An 18,418-nucleotide genomic window follows, 5' to 3' on the forward strand; every position below is an offset into this window, starting at 1 on the left:
ACTATACGGGGTCAAATGAGCAACCGCGCAGAAAGTTACGATCGGGACTGGATAACCTACTGGTAATATTCTAGTTGAGAGAAATAAAACTATTTCACGCCCTCACCTGACTTTTCTCCACTTGCTGCAATAAATGCTCTACACTTTCTGCTGGTGCAAGACACTTCAAACCTTGGCAAACTAACCCAACGCTTCTCTCTGGTAAATCAGATGTGATGGCAAATACAGCCGTTGGTAGAAACTTGGGGATCAGCGAGTTTATTTGCTCAGTGGTGCTGCGAATTAAGGTAGAATTACGATACCAATCCAAAGCTGTAAACAAGCTGGGAGAAGCTTGAGGAGCGCGCTCCATTACACTCTTAAAAGCTTTCAAACCAAGTTCCGCTAAATCTAAATAATCTAGATTATCGGTGAGTAAGGCGAGACGGACAAGGTTAGCGATCGCAATTCCATTGGCTGATGGTGTAGCGTTATCTGTGTAACTACGCTCTCTAACAATTAAATCTTGACTAGAACCGCTGGATGTGTTATAGTAACCACCTAATTCTACACTCCAGAGAAATTCGTTAAATTCATCTTGGATAGCGATCGCATTTTCTAACCATTGCTTATGCTCAGGGTTGCAAGCTTGTAAATCCAAGAGAGCTTTAACAAACAAAGCGTAATCTTCAGACTGCGCTAAAACGGTTGGTTCTCCTTGATAATTGAGTCTCTGAAAACGCCCATTAACAAACTGATTTTCCAAAATAAAATTCGCCGCTCGTGCTGCTAATTCTAGATACAACGGTTGTTGGAACACTCCAGCAGCCCTAGCCAGCCCAGAAATCATCAAGCTATTCCAGGCGACAATCATCTTTGTATCTGTCACCGAGGGAATGCGACCTGGCCAGTTAGCAGTTTTTGCTTCCTGGTTGTTATGAGCAGGGGGAAAAGTTTTCAGCAACTCAGGACTAGCACCATAACGAGCGCTAAACAGCTTACTCAGTGCAATTTCCAGCGTTGCACTCAGTTGACCTGAATGGCGTCTTTGCAAAACATTACGTCCTTCAAAGTTGCCGTTAGGCGTCACCGTAAACTGTTGTTGTAATTCCGTTAATTCTTCAGGCGTTAACAGTTGTTGTAATTCGCTGTAACTCCAGACGTAAAAGGCTCCTTCTTCTGGTTCTACCGCCGTAGATTCAGTGAAGCTATCCGCATCTTGAGCAGCATAGAAGTAACCTTCAGGCGCAGTCATTTCCCGCTTCAGCCATTGCACAGTTCCAGCAACCGCCCTCTCAAAGGCTGGCTCTTGTATTCCTGCACTCCATAAAGAAGCCAGATACTCGACAATCTGTCCATTGTCGTAGAGCATCTTTTCAAAGTGGGGTACTGTCCAAGTCGGGTCAACAGTATAGCGATGAAAACCACCAGCTACATGGTCATAAATGCCGCCCAGCGCTAAGTCTAGTCCCCGTTGGGTACAAACTTGCTTGCCATCATAGCGAGATTCAAAATTAAATCGAGTTCCCCGCAGTGCTAATTCTGTGTAGGGAATCATCGGAAAACTGTTACCAGATTGATTAGGAGTAATTACACCTGTACTAGTTTCCCAACCTTGGCGGAGTAATTCATGGTCTTCAATCTCAGTTGTCGTACCATCTTGCAACACCGCAGACGTGAGCAGAGACTCAATAATTAGGGCTTTACGTTGTTGTAATTCTTGTTTTTCTGTATCGTAATAACGGCGAAGCGCTTGCAAAACTTGCAAAAATCCCGGACGACCATAGCGCGGGTCTACAGGGAAATAAGTACCAGCGTAAAACGGTACTAAATCTTCTGGAGAAAGAAAAATATTTAAAGGCCAACCCCCTTGACCGCTCATCATCTGCAAAGCTTGCATATAGATGCTGTCGAGGTCTGGTCTTTCTTCCCTGTCTACTTTGATGGGAAGATAATTGGTATTCATGTAGTCAGCGATCGCAATATCAGAAAAAGCCTCGCCTTCCATGACAGTACACCAGTGGCAACTAGAATAGCCAATGGAAAGAAAAATTGGTTTATTTTGCGCCCTTGCAGTTGCAAGTGCTTCATCACACCAAGGCCACCAATCAATTGGGTTTTCGGCGTGTTTGCGGAGATAGAGGCTCTTAGCTTCAGCAAGGCGATTAGTCATGATCAAACGCAAGTAGTTGCCTTCTTTGCTCAGTCTACCCTGTTCTCAGGAGTGTTAGCCTAGACAGCTATATACATTAAGTAAGAAACTCAACGAGCGAATTATCTCTTTGTTTTTAATCTCGCCTAAGTAAGTTAGTGTAAAAAATGCAGTTTTGTAGTCACCGCTAACTACAAGTAAATCATCTATATAATTGGGTTTATATACGCCTACTTACTTACACCACTGCAACTTATGAAACATTCTTATTGAAAAGATCGCAATAGCAAGCTAACAATATTTGGTGGTGTTTCTTGCATAGGTGATGCTGTCTTTGTTTGCATTAAAGTATTTGGGCTAAGTCCTGCTATCAGATGGAGCAAGAAGGTGATGATGGCGGCTTGTATAAGTTTTTCCAGCATGGCACGTCTCTTGTGAATGGATAGCATTTCAACTACGACTGGTTATTCTAAATACACCTCGTACTGCCGATTTACCGAATCTAACAAAAATAACTTGATAAATGCCGAAGGAAATCCTAAAAAAATGTTTAAAATGTTACTGGTAGTTAACATAATTCCCTAAGCAAATCGGATTTCGGTTATCGGTCTAATCAATACATCGCCAAGGTTGTACAGCAAAGTCCGAGATATAAAATTGGCGACAATTGAATTTTTTTGATTTATTTTTCTCTAAACCGGGATATTTTCTTAGACAGCTTTTGTCGCTAAAAAGTGCCCTTGGAGGTTGAATCTATTGCAAAAGCACATTTTGCTCCTTTGTTGAATCAGACAGAATAGCAAGATTTACTTATATCTACCTGGGAATAGTAGAGATCAGCCCCAGTTTCGTGCTGTCACCGATAAAATGTATTTAAAGTAGCCACAAACACGCTTCCATGATTCCTATCGTTATTGAACAATCGGGTCGAGGTGAACGCGCCTTTGACATCTACTCACGGCTGTTACGTGAGCGCATCATCTTTTTGGGACAACAAGTTGATAACAATATTGCCAACTTGATTGTTGCCCAACTGCTGTATTTGGATGCTGAAGACCCGGAGAAAGACATTTATATGTACATCAATTCTCCCGGTGGTTCGGTGACGGCTGGTATGGGCATTTTTGACACTATGAAGCATATTCGCCCTGATGTCTGTACAATTTGTACCGGATTGGCAGCGAGTATGGGTGCTTTTCTCCTCAGCGCGGGTGCTAAGGGTAAGCGAATGAGTCTACCCCATTCTCGGATTATGATTCATCAACCTTTAGGTGGCGCTCAAGGACAGGCGACTGATATTGAAATTCAGGCGCGGGAAATTTTGTACCACAAGAAGCGGCTAAACGACTATTTAGCTGAACATACAGGTCAACCAATTGAGCGCATTGCTGAAGATACTGAACGTGACTTTTTCATGTCACCAGAAGAAGCTAGGGACTACGGTTTGATTGACCAAGTGATTGACCGTCATGCTGCCGGTAGCCGCCCAGCAGTTGCTGCTGTTAATTGATAGTCACGATTGGTAAATGGTGATTTACCACTTTTAATTTCCTTAAACCCTAAAATAACCCTTCTTCATAACTGAAGAGGGGTTATTTGACTTAAAAAACTCGGATTTAGAAGTCGCGCTATCCGGGGCTTTGTTGGGTTGCGCTTTGCTTAACCCAACCTACAATTTTTCACAAAGCCAAGCGTATTGGTACTTAATACCGATTTGGACAAATAACCAACTAAAATCCCGCTATTGGGTTTGGCTGAGATTGTAAGTATTTGAGGAATTCGTGTAATTCTTCTTCAGTAAGCAAAGTACGCCCTCGCTTATCGTAGACTTTAATCAGATGTTCTCGTCCCTGTTCTGGTGTCCAGCCTAAGCGCTGGATTTCGACATCTGTTTTAGCAATTACATCCGACAAATCTGGTGGTGTTGGTTGAGATGCAAGGGATGCAAGGTATTGCCGGAAGTCTAGTAATTCTGCTTCTGTCAGCAAAGTACGCCCTCGCTTCCCATAAGTTCTAATCAGATGCTCCCGTCCTTGTTCTGTTGTCCAGCCTAAACGCTGCATTTGGACATCGGTCTTAGCCAATATCCGAGATAAATCCTCAGAAGATATTCTAGTAATTACCTTGTCTGATTCTTCTGAGTATATAGAGAAATCTTGGAACTCTTCATATTCTGCATCAAGATTGCTGGGGTATTCTACTATCGGTTGAGCTTTGAAATATTTGAGTAATTTTAAGAGTTCTTCTTGAGTAGGCGAATTATTATTTTGCTTGCTAGAAGTTGTTTTAATATACTCCTGTTCTTCCTCTTTCATCCAACATAACCGTTCGATTTCAGTATTAATTTGCTCCTGCTGTTGTGTCCAACATAACTGTTCGATGTCAACATCAATTTTGGCAGTTACAACTTCATCTAATGGTTGAGATTCAAGGTATTGAAGGAAGTCTAGTAATTCTACTTGTGTTAGTACACTCCGCGATCGCTTCCCATAATTTTTTATGAGATGTTCCCGTCCCTGGTCTATTGTCCAGCCTAGTCGCTGCATTTCAACGTCTGTTTGAGCAATTACTTCAGAAAAATTCACAGGTTCCATAGCTTCGTTACTGTTTCAAGAGCCTATGTTATTAGTCATTAGTCCTTACAAATGACTAATGACCAATGACAAATGACAAATGACAAATCAAAATCCCGCTATCGGGTCTGGCTGAGATTGTAAGTATTTGAGAAATCCGTGTAATTCTTCTTCAGTCAGCAAAGTCCGCCCGCGCTTACCGTAGGTTTCAATCAGATGCTCCCGTCCCTGTTCTGGTGTCCAGCCTAAACGCTGAAGTTCGACATCTGTTTTAGCAATTACATCTGATAAATCCACTGGTTCAGCTTTTTTCTTTCTCTTTCCTGTCACTGACGGGGTAGCAGCATTCTCTTGAGGGCTGTAACTCCGGGGTGTAAATGGTGTGACATTATTGGCAGAAATTGCCGGAAAGGTTTGATTTTCTGGCTGGTTATCAAAATTTATTTCCAAGTTCTCAACTGGCGGATCGAATTCTAGCTCCTGCTTGGCAGTCATCGGAAAGTTTTGACCTAAATCTTGGCTATAGGTATCGCTTGTTAGGGGCGCAGCATTACTGTACCCGTACTGTTCGTTACTGCTTGTTACTACTTCTGGTTTGATGTTCCGTTCTTTGGAAGGCGGTATAGAAATTTCTTTATCGCTGACTACTGGCCACTGACTACTAACAAAATCCTCATTTTTAGCAGAGGAATAAGCAGCAGGCTCACTAAATCCACCTTTAGTATTCAAGGAAGGATTTAGCTGTGCTGGGGGAACTGGATTTGAGGTCAACGCCACTGATTCTGGTGGCGCGTTTGTAATACCCAAAACTATCAGTGCCCTGGTTCTGGCTTGGTCTTCTGCGGCTTCTACTGTTTCTGCTGCTGCCATGCCCGTAGCACGGGTTACACCTTCAATTTGCACGCTTGCCCGAACAATATATTTTCCTTGAAAAATTTGCACTAATTCAGAAATCAAATTGCCCTGGGGATACAAGCTCTGGAATTGAGCCAACATAATACTGCTACCAATCTAAATATTTTTAATAACGGGGTTGATACTGCCTGTATATTCAAGCTAGCTCAGATGCCCTTACTTTAATTTACATCCACTCGATACCCAGGATGCCTGCCAATATTGCATTTATTCATTTTTAATTGCTTACTATGTGTCATCAGTTTCTTGGCAGGCGATGAGTAGGTATAATTCTCTGCTCTGAGCCGTCAAGGTGATATTCTTGCTTTGCCTGGTGTCCCAATTGTAGCAGTGCTATTTTTTGACGAAATTTTTGGTCAGTGCTAACTTATCTGGGTAGTCTTGCTTGCAATGCTATACTGATTACCCAACTCTATATCTAGAACTATTTTCTGGAAGTGCGCTCTAAATCTACAATAATGGAGATAAGGTTCGCCCTCGCTGCTCATTAAGCTGCTTACCTAATTGTTACCGATTCTACATGTGGGAAAATTGGGTTCACCAGCAGTTCCTCCTAGTTACAAATCAGAGTCTAATGGCGTAAAATTACCTTCTCTCTAGACAATCAAACACCTGTAGTTTCCACGCCACTTGACGGCAGTTGCTCCACTTGGGGAGACCCCAAGACCGCACTGCCTCCTCCACTTGGGGAGACCCCAGACGCTCGCAGACTCGCTAACGCTGCGCTATCGCTTTTAGCGTCTCCCCTTCTCCCTTTGGGAGAGGCTAACGCCAAGGTAGAAGACCGCAGTGGCTCCCCTGCATAGCGCTTTTGGGTAGTATGGATTCTCTAAACCCAGCTTCTCAAAAACCCGTCGCGTAATTACTTAGCGGGGCTAAATTGTAATCAGGCGTGCAATCTTAAGTTTGGTTAGGTGAAGGGAGTTGAACGCAGGCGAATTCTGAGAGCATCGTGCAGTGAGAAGTTCGTAAACGCCCAGAGTTGTCCGTGGGTCGGCTTCTTTGCAAAGGAACTGCGGGAGTAGTTTCCCACTTTTACTGGGTCGGGCTTCCTTTCCTTAGAACTTAGGAAGCTTGCTTCAGGGCAATTAGTTTCCAGCTTGTTTCTGTAAGCCGTGAGGGTATACAGAAAAGAACCAGATTAAACAACAAATGATGTTTTGACCAAAGGTCGGTTCACTGCATGGAATTTTCAATCGCTACACTCCTTGCCAATTTCACCGATGATAAATTGGTAGCTCGGAAGGTTTTAGAAAAGAAACTTGGCTGTGAAGATGAAAAAAGTTTACAAAAACTTCACATTGCCTTAGATGTTCTGGAAAAAATCGGTATTTTAGTGAAGGAACGGGGCAAGTACCGCCGTGTCTCAGAAGAGGGAATAATCGAGGCAAAACTCCGTTGTTCTAGTAAAGGCTTTTGCTTTGCTATTCAAGATGTGGAAGGCGCTGAGGATATTTACATCCGCGAAAGTCATCTGAGTAATGCTTGGAATGGCGATCGCGTTTTGGTGAGAGTTCTCAAAGAAGGCAGTCGCCGTCGCTCTCCGGAAGGGGAGGTGAAGCTGATTCTGGAACGCTCTAATCACACTTTACTGGCACGAATTAAGCAGGTAGAAACTGGTTTTCGGGCTGTGCCTTTAGACGATCGCTTGCTGTTTGAACTCAAGATTCAACCTAACGGGGCAAAGTTAGAAGAAGCGATCGATCATCTGGTTCATGTGGAAGTTTTGCGTTACCCGTTGGCACAATATCCTCCCCTTGGTCGAGTGGTGCAAATCCTCGGCAGTGATGCCGAAGCCGCTGCTGATATAGATTTAGTTACGTGCAAACACGACCTTTCCCGGACTTTTCCAGATAATGTTCTAGAAGCAGCCGCCAAGTTGCCCAAAAAGCTCCTGAAAGCAGACCTGAAAAATCGGCTGGATTTGCGTAATCTGTTTACTCTCACTATTGAAGGGGTAAATAGCGAGACCAAAATTATCGAAAACGCTTTTAGTTTAGAAAAAAACTTAGCCGGAAATTGGCTTTTGGGCGTTCATATCACCGATGTTTCTCACTATGTCCAACCTGACGAACCCCTAGATAGAGAAGCACTCAAACGGGGCAAATCAGTGTATCTAGGAGAATTGGTGTTGCCAATCTTGCCCCCAGCTGTAGCTGAACGCTGTTCTTTAGTACCTGGGAGCGATCGCTTAACCATCTCTTTTTTAATTACCATCGATCCCCAATCGGGAGAAGTGCTGGAATGGGAAATTCAACCTAGTGTAATCAACGTCGAGACTGCACTGACTACAGAACAAGCCCAAGCAATTCTCACAGGTGAAGCTCAAGATAAATCATCACAGGTTTCCCAAATCCTGCAAGACCTCCAAGCCTTGCAAACAGCTGTGAAACAGGTACGCTTGACTCGTGGTAGCCTCCAGTTGAATCTGCCGCCTAGCCAAAACGCCTATTATGATGAGGGGATTCTCGGCGCTGTGGTGGTGAATGATTTGCCAGTGCGATCGCTACTTACGGAGTTGGTGCTGTTAGTTAATCAACTGTTTGCAACTCACTTAAATGCTCTTGGTGTTCCCGCTATCTGGCGAGTCCAAGGTACTCCTGATGTTGAAGATGTCCAGGAAATGCTGAAATTGGCAGTCAATTTAGGCGTTGACCTCACATTAGATCCAGAGGTTGATATCCAACCCTTAGATTACCAACATTTGACCACAGCTTTTGCTGAATCTCCCTCTGAGCAAGTTCTTACTTACTTATTACAAGATACACTGAAGCCGTCTGCATACAGTACCACCAAAGGATCTCACTTTGGTCTGGCACTACCGCAATATGTCCACTTTAGCGCTCCCTTGCGGCGTTTCCCAGATTTGCTGATGCAGAGAGTATATTACACGCTACTCGAAAACGGACGCGATCGCCGCAATACCCGTGTCAGAGAGCGGGTTAACCTGCGCCACTCCTCTAGCCACGAGGAAATTAACTGGAACGTTTTACCCCCAGAATTGCAACAAGAACTGCAAAGCGATTTAACTAGGGTAATTGTCCAAATTAACGACCGAGAAAAAGAAGTCCAAGAAGCCGAAGCCGATTTAGCCGGACTACAAAAAGCCCAACTGATGAAGCAACGCATCGGTCAGGTATTTCAAGGCGTGATTACCGGGGTTCAATCCTACGGTTTCTTTGTGGAAATTGAAGTACCAGCCGCCGAGGTGGAGTCCAGCAGTAATCCTGGTGTGCCTTTGCGGGTAGAGGGATTGGTACACGTCAGTTCTCTCAAAGATGATTGGTATGAATATCGCGCCAGACAACAAGCACTATTTGGGCGCAAAAATCGCGCTTCTTATAGATTAGGCGATCGCGTCGCCGTCCAAGTTAAGAGTGTCGATTACTACCGTCAGCAAATTGATTTGGTAACAGTCGGCAGCGATGGCGTCGCCAAAGGTTTAACTGGCAATGATTCTCGTGACGACCTTTCAGACCTCTATTTACCGAATGATATGGAGCCTGATGACCTAGATCCTTACTCTGAGGACGAGTAAAATCCACTAAAACTTACGTGTCAAATAACACCAAACCTTTAATTTTAGGCGTATCGGGCGCATCTGGTCTGATTTACGCTGTTCGCGCGATCAAATTTTTGCTAGAAGCGGAATATAGCATTGAATTGGTTGCCTCTAAATCAACTTACATGGTTTGGCAGTCAGAACAGGAAATTCGGATGCCACCAGAACCAACCGGGCAAGAACAATTCTGGCGAGAGCAAGCTGGTGTTGCACTTGCCGGTAAACTCCGGTGTCATCCTTGGAGCGATGTCGGAGCCGGAATTGCCAGCGGTTCCTTTGCCACTCTGGGGATGATGATTATTCCATGCAGCATGAGTACAGTGGCAAAGCTAGCGGTTGGCTTGAGTTCTGATTTACTAGAACGGGCAGCGGATGTTCAACTCAAAGAAGGGCGAAAGCTGGTCATTGTCCCGCGTGAAACGCCTTTTAGCCTCATCCACCTGCGTAACTTAACCTCTTTAGCAGAAGTTGGAGTTAGAGTTGTCCCCGCTATTCCCGCCTGGTATCACAATCCCCAAACCATCGAGGATTTAGTTGATTTTGTAGTTGCCCGTGCTTTAGATCAACTAGATATTGACTGTATTCCAATTCAGCGGTGGCAAGGTCGTCGCTAATGCCCTGAGTGGATTTATTGTAAATTTCACAATAGTCCTAAAAAGGTAATGATAGAGATGGCTGATAGTGTCAGTAGTCAGTGAACAGTAATTAGTGAAGAATAACCAGACTGATCGCTGACTATTGATAACTGACCACTGATAATTGACAACTGACAAAATTGCTATGGCTGTAATTCGCTTAATTCTATTGGTGGCAGTACTGGGAGGACTAACGCTGTTATTAGTCCAAAATTTCTCACCTGCCCTATCGCTAGTATTTTTGGGCGTGCGAACTCAACCATTACCACTAGCGATATGGATTTTGTTCAGTACTGCCACTGGTGCTTTCACATCGATATTGATTGCTACCTTATTTAATTTATCCAATTATTTTGTGGCAGGACAACGCCAAACTCCTAGCAGAGCAACCACTCCTTCAAGTCGTGCGAAGGCAACCCGGAGAGAAGAACCGACATCTCGCCCTCCCAGTCCTCCACCACCAGCTAGTAAAAATGAAGAGCCTAGCAGTGAGGAATTTGATGATTGGGAGACAAATAGCAGTAGAGATGATGATTGGAACTTTGATGAAAAGTCAGAAGAAGCACCTATTCCTAATTCTCAAGCTCAACAACCTAGAGACTCAACAACTTACGAACGTCAATCAGAAGCCAAAAGCAGTTCTCGGTCTGGTTCAGTTTACTCCTACAGTTACCGCGAGCCAAAAAATACGGCTGCCGGAAAAACTGAATCAATTTATGATGCTGATTACCGAGTAATTATCCCCCCTTACCAGCCGCCAACTACCAATCAAGCCGATGATGATGATTGGGAATTTTTTGAGGATGATGATGATTTTGAAGATGATGGTAAACGCCCCCGTCGGTGAGATGTAGCAGGCGACATCTCTATTTAATGCCACACCGCTCTCTAGACTCCTGCTTGACCTTACCAGTCATGGCAGCTTCCTGCAAAGTCATGAAAGCATTAAAATCTTCCAAGTCATATCGGGTAGTCAACAGTTGTCGTAGTTGATCTTCAGCTTCAACTGTCAAATAACCAGTTGCTAAAGCTCTTTCTACAACGTCACGAATTCGAGTCATGGTTGACACCTCATTCATTCTATATTTATTCATTCAGGCTTATCGGGGTGGAATATGCAGTAGTCTTTATGTCTAAACTTCAATTTCTTTGCAAGTTTTTTTGGGCGATCGCGGTAAATCAGTCATTATTTACACCTTTATTAGAAGCATTTAATTGAGCGGGTCTTGTTATAACTGAACTTTTAGAATAACGACCCTGTGCTGTTAGAAACACGGTATTGTGTATACTTAAAATTACCCACCAGAGTAAAAACCCTGATTATTTAGATAGACAGATATTGTTTGGATAAAGTTTCAAACAAGCTAAGTTAATTTTTTGGTTAAGCATAGGCATTACTATGCAGCAATTACCTAGTTACTTCAGAAAAATTACTACATTCCTAAGAAATTCGTCGGTTATTACTGATAGTAATTTCACAGAAGAATCGTTAATTTATTGCCTAAGTTACTTTAAATACATTAATAACAGTAATGATGGCAGTTAATTTCTGTTAAATAGAAGATGAATTTAAAGGTTTTAAAAATAATTCTAAGTTAGAAAAGTTATAAGTAAATTTGAGATACACAAAGTGAAAAAGTTTGATATCTGTTGAAAATAAATTTCTTGGAGGTTTATTTTGTTTTTGTATGCTTGCGGAAATTACTAATATCGGCATCAAGTCGTAGTAATAAACTGTTAGAGTTTGTGCGATATGTATAAAACTCCGTATTTTTAAATCCTAGATTGAGTCATTGAGTTTATAATTTTAAACTGTGACTCAGAACTCAGAATTGGAGCGAAGCAACTAGTGAGCAACTTATTACAAGGAGTCAACCTGTACTTAATTGGGATTATGGGCGTTGGTAAGACGACAGTAGGGCGCTTCCTAGCAAAAGAACTGGGTTATGGGTTTGTAGATACCGATGATGTCATTGCCCAAGCAACAGGTAAATCTATCAATCAGTTATTTGCTCAAGAAGGTGAAGCCAGGTTTCGCCAGTTAGAAAGCGACGTACTTTCACAAGTTTGTGCTTTTACAAAGTTGACTATCGCAACTGGTGGGGGCATTGTATTGCGGCGAGAAAATTGGGGTTACTTGCACCACGGTTTGATAGTGTGGCTAGATACGCCAGTGGAGATAATTTACAGCCGTTTAGCTGAGGATACCACAAGACCACTGCTGCAAGATGCCGATCCTAAAGCTAAGTTGCGATCGCTCCTCGAACAACGAACACCACTTTACTCTCAAGCCGATTTGCACATCATTGAGCGAGAGGGAGATACACCTGAAGACGTTGCCAAGCGAATACTTGAGGGAATTCCTGGCATCCTGAAAAAAGCTGTTTCTAATTAATCGGGAATATTGATCTAACTGTGTCTGCAAAAGATGTTTTTCATGAATCAGTTTATGGTGTAGCGTAATGCGATCGCTCCTCGAACAACGAACACCACTTTACTCTCAGCGAATACTTGAAGCAATTCCTAACGTTCTCAAAATACAAGTTTCTCATTAAGAAAACTCAAGTTACCAAATTTTGCCCATCCGCAGGATAAACCCTGGTAATTCTGGATTGCCACTAACTGCTTCGGGATTATCCAAAATTTCAACTTCTCGATTCGGACGGTAAATGTAGACTTTTGTATTCTGCCGATCAATTAACCAGCCTAGTAACGCACCGTTATCGATGTACTCCTGCATTTTGTCCTGTAATTTTATCAGGCGATCACTCAAGGAGCGTAACTCAATTACAAAGCTGGGACAAATTGGTGCAAATGAAGCTTTTTGTGCATCTGTTAAGGCATTCCAGCGCTCCAGTTCAATCCAAGAAGCATCAGGGGAACGCATTGCTCCATTGGGTAGCGTAAAACCTGTACTGGAGTCAAAGCCTATGCCAGTGCCATCTTGTTCAGTCCAATACCCAAGCTGTGCAGCAATGTTAAAGTTACGGTTGCCCGTATCTGAAAAAGCTGGTGGCATGATGATAACTTCCCCATTGGCAGTGCGCTCGATTCGCAAATCTCCATTGGCTTGGCAGAATTCGTAGAACTGCTCATTTGTCATCTGCACAAGGGAGGGGAAATTTACTGTTAGGGATGTGCTTTCAGTTTGAATTAGCAGCGTGGTCATTTTCATTCCCTAGCTTCAGCCGAATGATTTCAATTCTAGAGGTTTGAAGGAGCGATCGCTGTTATGTTGTGTCCGGTAATGTGGGAATAGCTAATTATGTAAGGTGTGTTACTTCGTTAACGCACCATCTTGATCTGTCTCATCCGTCGTATAGGATTGACTCTAGAGCTTGAAGTTTTACTGCTGTCTCACCAAAGAATTCAATGGATATTGAAGAGTTTTTTAGTCGTTTAGATGCTGGGGAAAATGATTTTTCAGGAGTCGATCTTAGTGGTGCAGTCCTAAGCGAAGTTGACTTGTCTGGCATTAATCTCAGTGGTGCTGATTTGAGTGGGGCGCTCCTCTGTAAAGCTAAGTTAGGGGGTGCTGATTTAAGAGACGCTAATCTGAGCGGTGCTGATTTACGTGGTGCTGATTTGAGAGTTACTCGTATGGAGGGCGTTAATCTTGAAAATGCTAATTTATTGGAAGTTAACTGGCACTGCGCGGAAATGTATGGGGCTTATTTCTACAATACCGTTATGCCAGATGGTGAACTCGTAACTGAACCAAACACCTATGAATGATTAGTACAAACATACTCGGCTTTGGCATCAGAGATTGTGAGGAGTTACAAAGTCTTCTACACTGACTGAAATAGGTTTTAACTCTCTCTGTTAGGCTCCTCATGACGGACAACGATTCTGAATACATCAGGCAAGATGAAGCCACTCGTGTGCGTGTTCTAAGCGAAGCACTACCTTATATTCAACAATTCGCCGGTCGCACTGTTGTTGTCAAATATGGTGGCGCAGCGATGAAAGATAGCGCACTCAAAGACAAAGTTATCCGCGACATTGTATTCTTATCCTGCGTCGGCTTGCGTCCGATTGTAGTCCACGGCGGTGGCCCAGAAATTAACAGTTGGTTAGATAAGCTGGGCATCGAACCACAATTTAAGAATGGTCTGCGAGTCACTGATGCCGCCACAATGGATGTGGTGGAAATGGTTTTAGTTGGTCGAGTCAATAAAGAAATTGTCTCCCTGATTAACCAAGCTGGTGGATTGGCTGTAGGACTTTGCGGTAAAGACGGTAATCTATTTACAGCCCGTTCCCAAGGTCAAGAAGGCATCGGCTTTGTGGGAGAAGTCAGCAATGTTAACATCAAGATTTTAGATACCCTCGCTAGCAATGGCTATATTCCGGTAGTCTCTAGCGTCGCCGCAGACGAAACAGGGCAAGCTTATAACATTAACGCCGATACTGTAGCTGGAGAAATTGCCGCAGCATTAGGAGCAGAAAAGTTAATTTTATTGACCGACACTAGTGGAATTTTAAAAGATTATAAAGACCAATCTACTTTGATTCCGAAAGTAGATATTCGCGAAGCCCGCGAGTTAATTGCTAATGGTATAGTCAGCGGTGGGATGATTCCCAAAGTGAGTTGTTGTGTGCGATCGCTTGCTCAAGGAGTCCGTGCAGCACACATCATAGATGGTCGCATTCCTCACGCCCTGTTACTAGAAATCTTTACTGATGTTGGGATCGGGACGATGATTCTGGGTTCGCAGTTTACCTCTTAGGAGTGCTGAGTGCTGAGTGAGGAGTGAGGAGTAAAGAGTTCTTATTATCCCCTCATCTCCCTACTCTACCGAGGATAAGTAATAATAACTCGCGATCGCCCACCGCTAAATGGTGTACGACGCCATGAATTATTGATAATCACCGGATTAACTAGGGTTGAATCTCGAATTGTTGGATTGATCGGGGTCGAATTTCTGAAGTTCTGCCTGAACTGGGGATAGGAATAATCGCGGTAATGATTGCGTTGTATCATTAGTCCCGTTGTTGGGTCTACAGGCATAGGTGTAGGAATCGGACTACCATAAATAAAGGAACCCACAGAAGGCGACGATCGCCTGACTCCATAACCACCATCATTCACGAATGCGCGCTGGGCGGAATGCGATCGCCTGACTCCATAATCACTATCAATCACGAACGCACGCTGTGCGGAAGCTGGAGCAATGGTTACACCCATCACTGCTAAAGTCATACCTGCTAAGAGCCAATTCAGTTGCGAATGCTTGATTTTCAACATAATTTTGCTCACCTGCATTTGATACCAGAATTTTTAATCAGAAAATAGTTGCAGCTACTTACTTAAAATTTTAGAAGTTTATCCACTTTCAGATTGCCAGCTTTTGAAAAGATTCCAAAAAGATTGCTGGCATTGGCAAAATGAAAATAGTGCTAATTTTTGTATAAGACGTGAGTACAGAAAGTTTAGAAATTGCTAAAACCCGCTACCAGGCTGGGAAAGTTGCCTTTGAGAATGGGCAATACCGTGAAGCCGTAGAAAATTTAGAAAAGGCCAGCGCTCTGTTAGCTCGTAATTCTCGTCTTGGCGGGGAAGTAGAAATTCATCTAGTGACAGCTTATGAAGCGGCTGGACGCACGGATGATGCGATCGCTCTTTGCGAAAGACTCAAACGCCACGCCCATTTTGAAATTAGCAAACAAGCGCGGCAGATGCTTTATATCTTAAAAGCACCAAAGCTGAAAAGACCCAGCGAATGGATGACTGAAATCCCCGATTTGGGTGCATTAACCGATAATGAACTCAAAATTTCTGTCCCTGCTAAGTCTCCAAAATCTTCTGTCCAGCAAAAGCCTAAACCTGCCGAGCCAGAATTAGTTGACCTCAGTCAGGTCAATACCAGAGATAATCGCTTTATCTGGGTGGCGCTAATCGCCATTGGTTTAACCATCTCGTACTTGGTTTGGTTGAATTTTTCAGGAACTCCTGGCTGATAACAATTTTGGATTGGGGACTGGGAAGATTTGAATGAAGATTCAGATCCGAATGGCACTAAGAAAAGCCCAAAGGCTTGGTCGTCTTGTTCCCAGCCTGGAGGCTGGGAATGTATTTAAAAGAGGCTCTGCCTCTTGTCAAGCTCCTGGAGGCGGAGCCTCCCAGAATGGGTTCCCAGCCTCTAGGCTGGGAACTAGTCAGAGCAAGGGCTGTATCTTTTCTTAGTGCCATTCGATTCAGATCCAAATCTTACTCATATTTTCTTACCCAGTCCCAGAGAAATCAAAATGGTATTCCAGGAATCTCAAACAATACTAAGAAGTCAAGATTGGTTAAAAAGTTTGACTTTTGGGGAGATTTATAGTTATGAATTCTTCAATTTTCGGAAAGATTTTCTTGTTGTTAGTCAGACCATTTAGTTTTGTGTTGGCAAAGATGAAATTTCTCTCACCACTCAATGGTCGAAATCGAACGAACCGGGTCTTTCCCATGCGAAATCCTATTCTGTGGCTCGTGCTATTAACATCTTTGCTACTGACTGGCTGTGTGAAGTACGATGTCGGGCTTAATTTTGACAACTCAAATAGTGGCGAACTAGTACAGCATATTAAGTTGGGAGAACGGCTAACGAGTTTTAGTGGCGATTCGGTGTACGAATGGTTAAAGAGCATAGAACGCCGCGCCCGTCAACTTGATGGTAAAGCACAGCGAGTTTCCCAAGAAGAAATCATCGTCACAATTCCTTTTAGCAATGGTACGGAATTGCAAGAGAAGTTCAATGAATTCTTTAACTCCCATGCGAATCACCCCTCTGAGTCTGTGCAGAGCGAATCTGACTCAGAACTGCCGAAAATTGAATCAAACGTTCTCTTAGAGCAGAATAATTTTTTACTTTTAGTCCGAAATCGGTTGATTTATGATTTGGATTTGCGATCGCTCTCTCTAATTGCCAGTAAAGGTAACGTTTTGGCGAATGCTGGTTCAATTCTCGATTTGGAATTTAGCTTGAAGACTCCTTGGGGAGCCAAAAATATTCAACTAACTGAAACTGCAATTGAGCCAGAAAAAAATGGCAATCAATTAGTGTGGAAACTCCAGCCTGGTGAGCTAAACCACATAGAAGCTGTTTTTTGGCTTCCTAGTCCCCTTGGTATAGGTGGGTTGTTAATTATCCTGTTTGTTTCGGGAGGATTGTACTTGAGATATAATTTCATGCCAGATCCCAGAATTCAGTTTCCTCCGAAAGCAGCAGCAATCCAGGAACAGTAGACTATTTAGCTGTTGAATATTATTAGCGAAGCCGATGGAGAATGCATCGGCTTTTTTTACACTTTACCCAGCTTTTTATAAAAATGAGTCATAGCGAATTAGCCAAAGAAATTGTTCGTGTTTCCTATTTGAAAGGTGAGTTTCGATTACGTTCTGGTCAGATATCTTCTCATTACTTTGATAAATATCAGTTTGAATCTAATCCTTTATTACTGAAGCAATTAGCTAAAGAAATGGTAAAAAAGATTCCACCAGGAACGGAAATTCTAGCAGGACTAGAATTAGGGGGAGTTCCTTTAGCAACAGCAATTTCATTAGAAGTTGAATTACCAGTTGTCTTTGTTCGGAAGACAAAAAAAGAATATGGTACTGAGAAGCTAGCAGAAGGAATTGATATCCAAGGGAAAAAATTATGTATCATTGAAGACGTGATTACAACAGGTGGTCAGGTTGTAAAAAGTACCGAAGCGCTGCGTAACGAGGGAGCGATCGCGGACTTCGTAATTTGCGTAATCTGGCGCGGAAGTACACAAGATAATAGTCTCGAAAAAGCTGGTATTCAAAAACTTCCTCTGTTTGACATGGAAGAACTTTCGGTGTGGATGGAACTATCTTGAAGCTTACAGTTACAATATTTTTGAACAACACCCCTAAAAATACTTAGCTAATCAGGAGATATTTGGTGGTAAACATTCTACATATTGATTCCAGCCCTCGTGGTGAACGATCGCACTCAAGAGAACTATCTAAGGAATTCGTCAGTGCTTGGAAAGCAGCGCATCCTGAAGATGCGATCGCTTATCGAGATTTAGGGCATTACCCAGTTCCTCACGTTGATGAAGCTTGGATTGCAGCGGCATTTTCACCACCAGAAACCCATACCCCAGAATTAACTGAGGCACTTAGGATTTCTGACGAGTTAGTAGATGAGTTTTTGGCAGCCGATCGCTACGTCTTTGGCGTGCCAATGTACAACTTCAATATACCTTCCATTTTTAAGGCTTACATCGACCAAATTGTTCGCATCAATCGGACTGTTGCTTTAGATGCTCAAGGTTTTAAAGGGTTAGTCCAGAGCAAAAAAGCAGTTATCATCACAGCTCGCGGCGGTGACTTTAGCCCGACATCTCCTTTCGTTGCCTATGACTTCCAAGAACCCTACCTGCGGGCAATTTTCGGCTTTATTGGGCTTACAGACATTCAATTTATTAACGCTAATAGCCTGAACGCAGGTGATGCGCGTACCCAATCTCTATCAGAAGCAAGAGCAGCAATTCAAGATGCGATCGCCCAGTGGTAAGAGGAACGCAGGGGGCAGAGGGGCAGAGGAGCAGAGGGGCAGAGGGGTAGAGGGGCAGAAAGGAAAAA

At 43.2% G+C, this 18,418-nt stretch carries 18 protein-coding genes; 11 read left to right on the plus strand and 7 right to left on the minus strand.

Features of this window, described 5'->3' with window-relative positions:
* Positions 1-94: 94 nt before the first annotated feature.
* Both ACM0OX_RS02610 and ACM0OX_RS02615 read right to left on the minus strand, forming a co-directional pair.
* Positions 95-2,152 (minus strand): thioredoxin domain-containing protein, encoded by a 2,058-nt coding sequence (locus tag ACM0OX_RS02610; protein ID WP_414512831.1) that lies wholly within the window; start codon positions 2,150-2,152, stop codon positions 95-97.
* Between the two features lie 245 nt (positions 2,153-2,397).
* Positions 2,398-2,553 (minus strand): hypothetical protein, encoded by a 156-nt coding sequence (locus tag ACM0OX_RS02615; protein ID WP_292784107.1) that lies wholly within the window; start codon positions 2,551-2,553, stop codon positions 2,398-2,400.
* A gap of 476 nt (positions 2,554-3,029) precedes the next feature.
* Here ACM0OX_RS02615 and clpP point away from each other — a divergent pair, with 476 nt between their 5' ends.
* Entirely contained in the window at positions 3,030-3,641 is a 612-nt protein-coding gene (gene clpP, locus ACM0OX_RS02620) for an ATP-dependent Clp endopeptidase proteolytic subunit ClpP (protein WP_099099266.1), read from the plus strand.
* Between the two features lie 220 nt (positions 3,642-3,861).
* On the opposite strand, the gene ACM0OX_RS02625 is transcribed toward clpP, so the two are convergent.
* On the minus strand, positions 3,862-4,716 hold the full coding sequence (locus tag ACM0OX_RS02625) for a hypothetical protein (RefSeq protein WP_414512833.1): 855 nt from the start codon (positions 4,714-4,716) through the stop codon (positions 3,862-3,864).
* A gap of 96 nt (positions 4,717-4,812) precedes the next feature.
* The gene (locus ACM0OX_RS02630) at positions 4,813-5,700 is read right to left on the minus strand and encodes a hypothetical protein (RefSeq protein WP_414512835.1); all 888 of its coding nucleotides are present in this window, start codon (positions 5,698-5,700) and stop codon (positions 4,813-4,815) included.
* A gap of 1,102 nt (positions 5,701-6,802) precedes the next feature.
* On the opposite strand from ACM0OX_RS02630, the gene ACM0OX_RS02635 reads away from it, so the two are divergent.
* The 3 genes from ACM0OX_RS02635 (at position 6,803) to ACM0OX_RS02645 (ending at position 10,663) form a co-directional block, all read left to right on the plus strand.
* Positions 6,803-9,157 (plus strand): ribonuclease R family protein, encoded by a 2,355-nt coding sequence (locus ACM0OX_RS02635; RefSeq protein ID WP_414512841.1) that lies wholly within the window; start codon positions 6,803-6,805, stop codon positions 9,155-9,157.
* Between the two features lie 17 nt (positions 9,158-9,174).
* Positions 9,175-9,795, plus strand: coding sequence for a flavin prenyltransferase UbiX (locus tag ACM0OX_RS02640; RefSeq protein ID WP_179065018.1), 621 nt, complete (start codon positions 9,175-9,177; stop codon positions 9,793-9,795).
* A gap of 166 nt (positions 9,796-9,961) precedes the next feature.
* Positions 9,962-10,663 carry a LapA family protein gene (locus tag ACM0OX_RS02645; protein ID WP_414512844.1) on the plus strand — a complete coding sequence of 234 codons (702 nt, stop codon included), beginning with the start codon at positions 9,962-9,964 and terminating at the stop codon, positions 10,661-10,663.
* 19 nt (positions 10,664-10,682) lie between these two features.
* Here ACM0OX_RS02645 and ACM0OX_RS02650 read toward each other — a convergent pair whose 3' ends face one another.
* The gene (locus ACM0OX_RS02650) at positions 10,683-10,877 is read right to left on the minus strand and encodes a hypothetical protein (RefSeq protein WP_289797223.1); all 195 of its coding nucleotides are present in this window, start codon (positions 10,875-10,877) and stop codon (positions 10,683-10,685) included.
* 788 nt (positions 10,878-11,665) lie between these two features.
* Here ACM0OX_RS02650 and ACM0OX_RS02655 point away from each other — a divergent pair.
* Entirely contained in the window at positions 11,666-12,211 is a 546-nt protein-coding gene (locus ACM0OX_RS02655) for a shikimate kinase (RefSeq protein WP_414512846.1), read from the plus strand.
* Between the two features lie 171 nt (positions 12,212-12,382).
* Here ACM0OX_RS02655 and ACM0OX_RS02660 read toward each other — a convergent pair whose 3' ends face one another.
* A complete protein-coding gene (locus ACM0OX_RS02660) occupies positions 12,383-12,985 on the minus strand; it encodes a Uma2 family endonuclease (protein WP_414512848.1) in 603 nt (200 codons plus the stop codon).
* Positions 12,986-13,188: 203 nt separating this feature from the next.
* On the opposite strand from ACM0OX_RS02660, the gene ACM0OX_RS02665 reads away from it, so the two are divergent.
* Together ACM0OX_RS02665 and argB are read left to right on the plus strand one after the other, a co-directional pair.
* Positions 13,189-13,551 (plus strand): pentapeptide repeat-containing protein, encoded by a 363-nt coding sequence (locus ACM0OX_RS02665; protein ID WP_292817817.1) that lies wholly within the window; start codon positions 13,189-13,191, stop codon positions 13,549-13,551.
* A 101-nt stretch (positions 13,552-13,652) separates the two neighbouring features.
* Positions 13,653-14,549, plus strand: coding sequence for an acetylglutamate kinase (gene argB / locus ACM0OX_RS02670; protein ID WP_414512850.1), 897 nt, complete (start codon positions 13,653-13,655; stop codon positions 14,547-14,549).
* A gap of 65 nt (positions 14,550-14,614) precedes the next feature.
* Here argB and ACM0OX_RS02675 read toward each other — a convergent pair whose 3' ends face one another.
* Positions 14,615-15,067, minus strand: a complete 453-nt coding sequence (locus ACM0OX_RS02675) for a hypothetical protein (protein ID WP_414512852.1) — start codon at positions 15,065-15,067, stop codon at positions 14,615-14,617.
* Between the two features lie 170 nt (positions 15,068-15,237).
* On the opposite strand from ACM0OX_RS02675, the gene ACM0OX_RS02680 reads away from it, so the two are divergent.
* From ACM0OX_RS02680 to ACM0OX_RS02695, 4 genes are all read left to right on the plus strand, one after another.
* On the plus strand, positions 15,238-15,780 hold the full coding sequence (locus ACM0OX_RS02680) for a tetratricopeptide repeat protein (protein WP_414512854.1): 543 nt from the start codon (positions 15,238-15,240) through the stop codon (positions 15,778-15,780).
* Positions 15,781-16,147: 367 nt separating this feature from the next.
* Positions 16,148-17,050 carry a DUF3153 domain-containing protein gene (locus ACM0OX_RS02685; protein ID WP_414512855.1) on the plus strand — a complete coding sequence of 301 codons (903 nt, stop codon included), beginning with the start codon at positions 16,148-16,150 and terminating at the stop codon, positions 17,048-17,050.
* 83 nt (positions 17,051-17,133) lie between these two features.
* Entirely contained in the window at positions 17,134-17,667 is a 534-nt protein-coding gene (gene pyrE, locus ACM0OX_RS02690; protein WP_334836696.1) for an orotate phosphoribosyltransferase, read from the plus strand.
* A gap of 65 nt (positions 17,668-17,732) precedes the next feature.
* Positions 17,733-18,350, plus strand: a complete 618-nt coding sequence (locus ACM0OX_RS02695; RefSeq protein WP_414512857.1) for an FMN-dependent NADH-azoreductase — start codon at positions 17,733-17,735, stop codon at positions 18,348-18,350.
* The last annotated feature ends 68 nt before the right edge of the window (positions 18,351-18,418 follow it).

Source organism: Nostoc sp. PCC 9305 (genome assembly GCF_963920915.1).
GTDB lineage: Bacteria > Cyanobacteriota > Cyanobacteriia > Cyanobacteriales > Nostocaceae > Nostoc.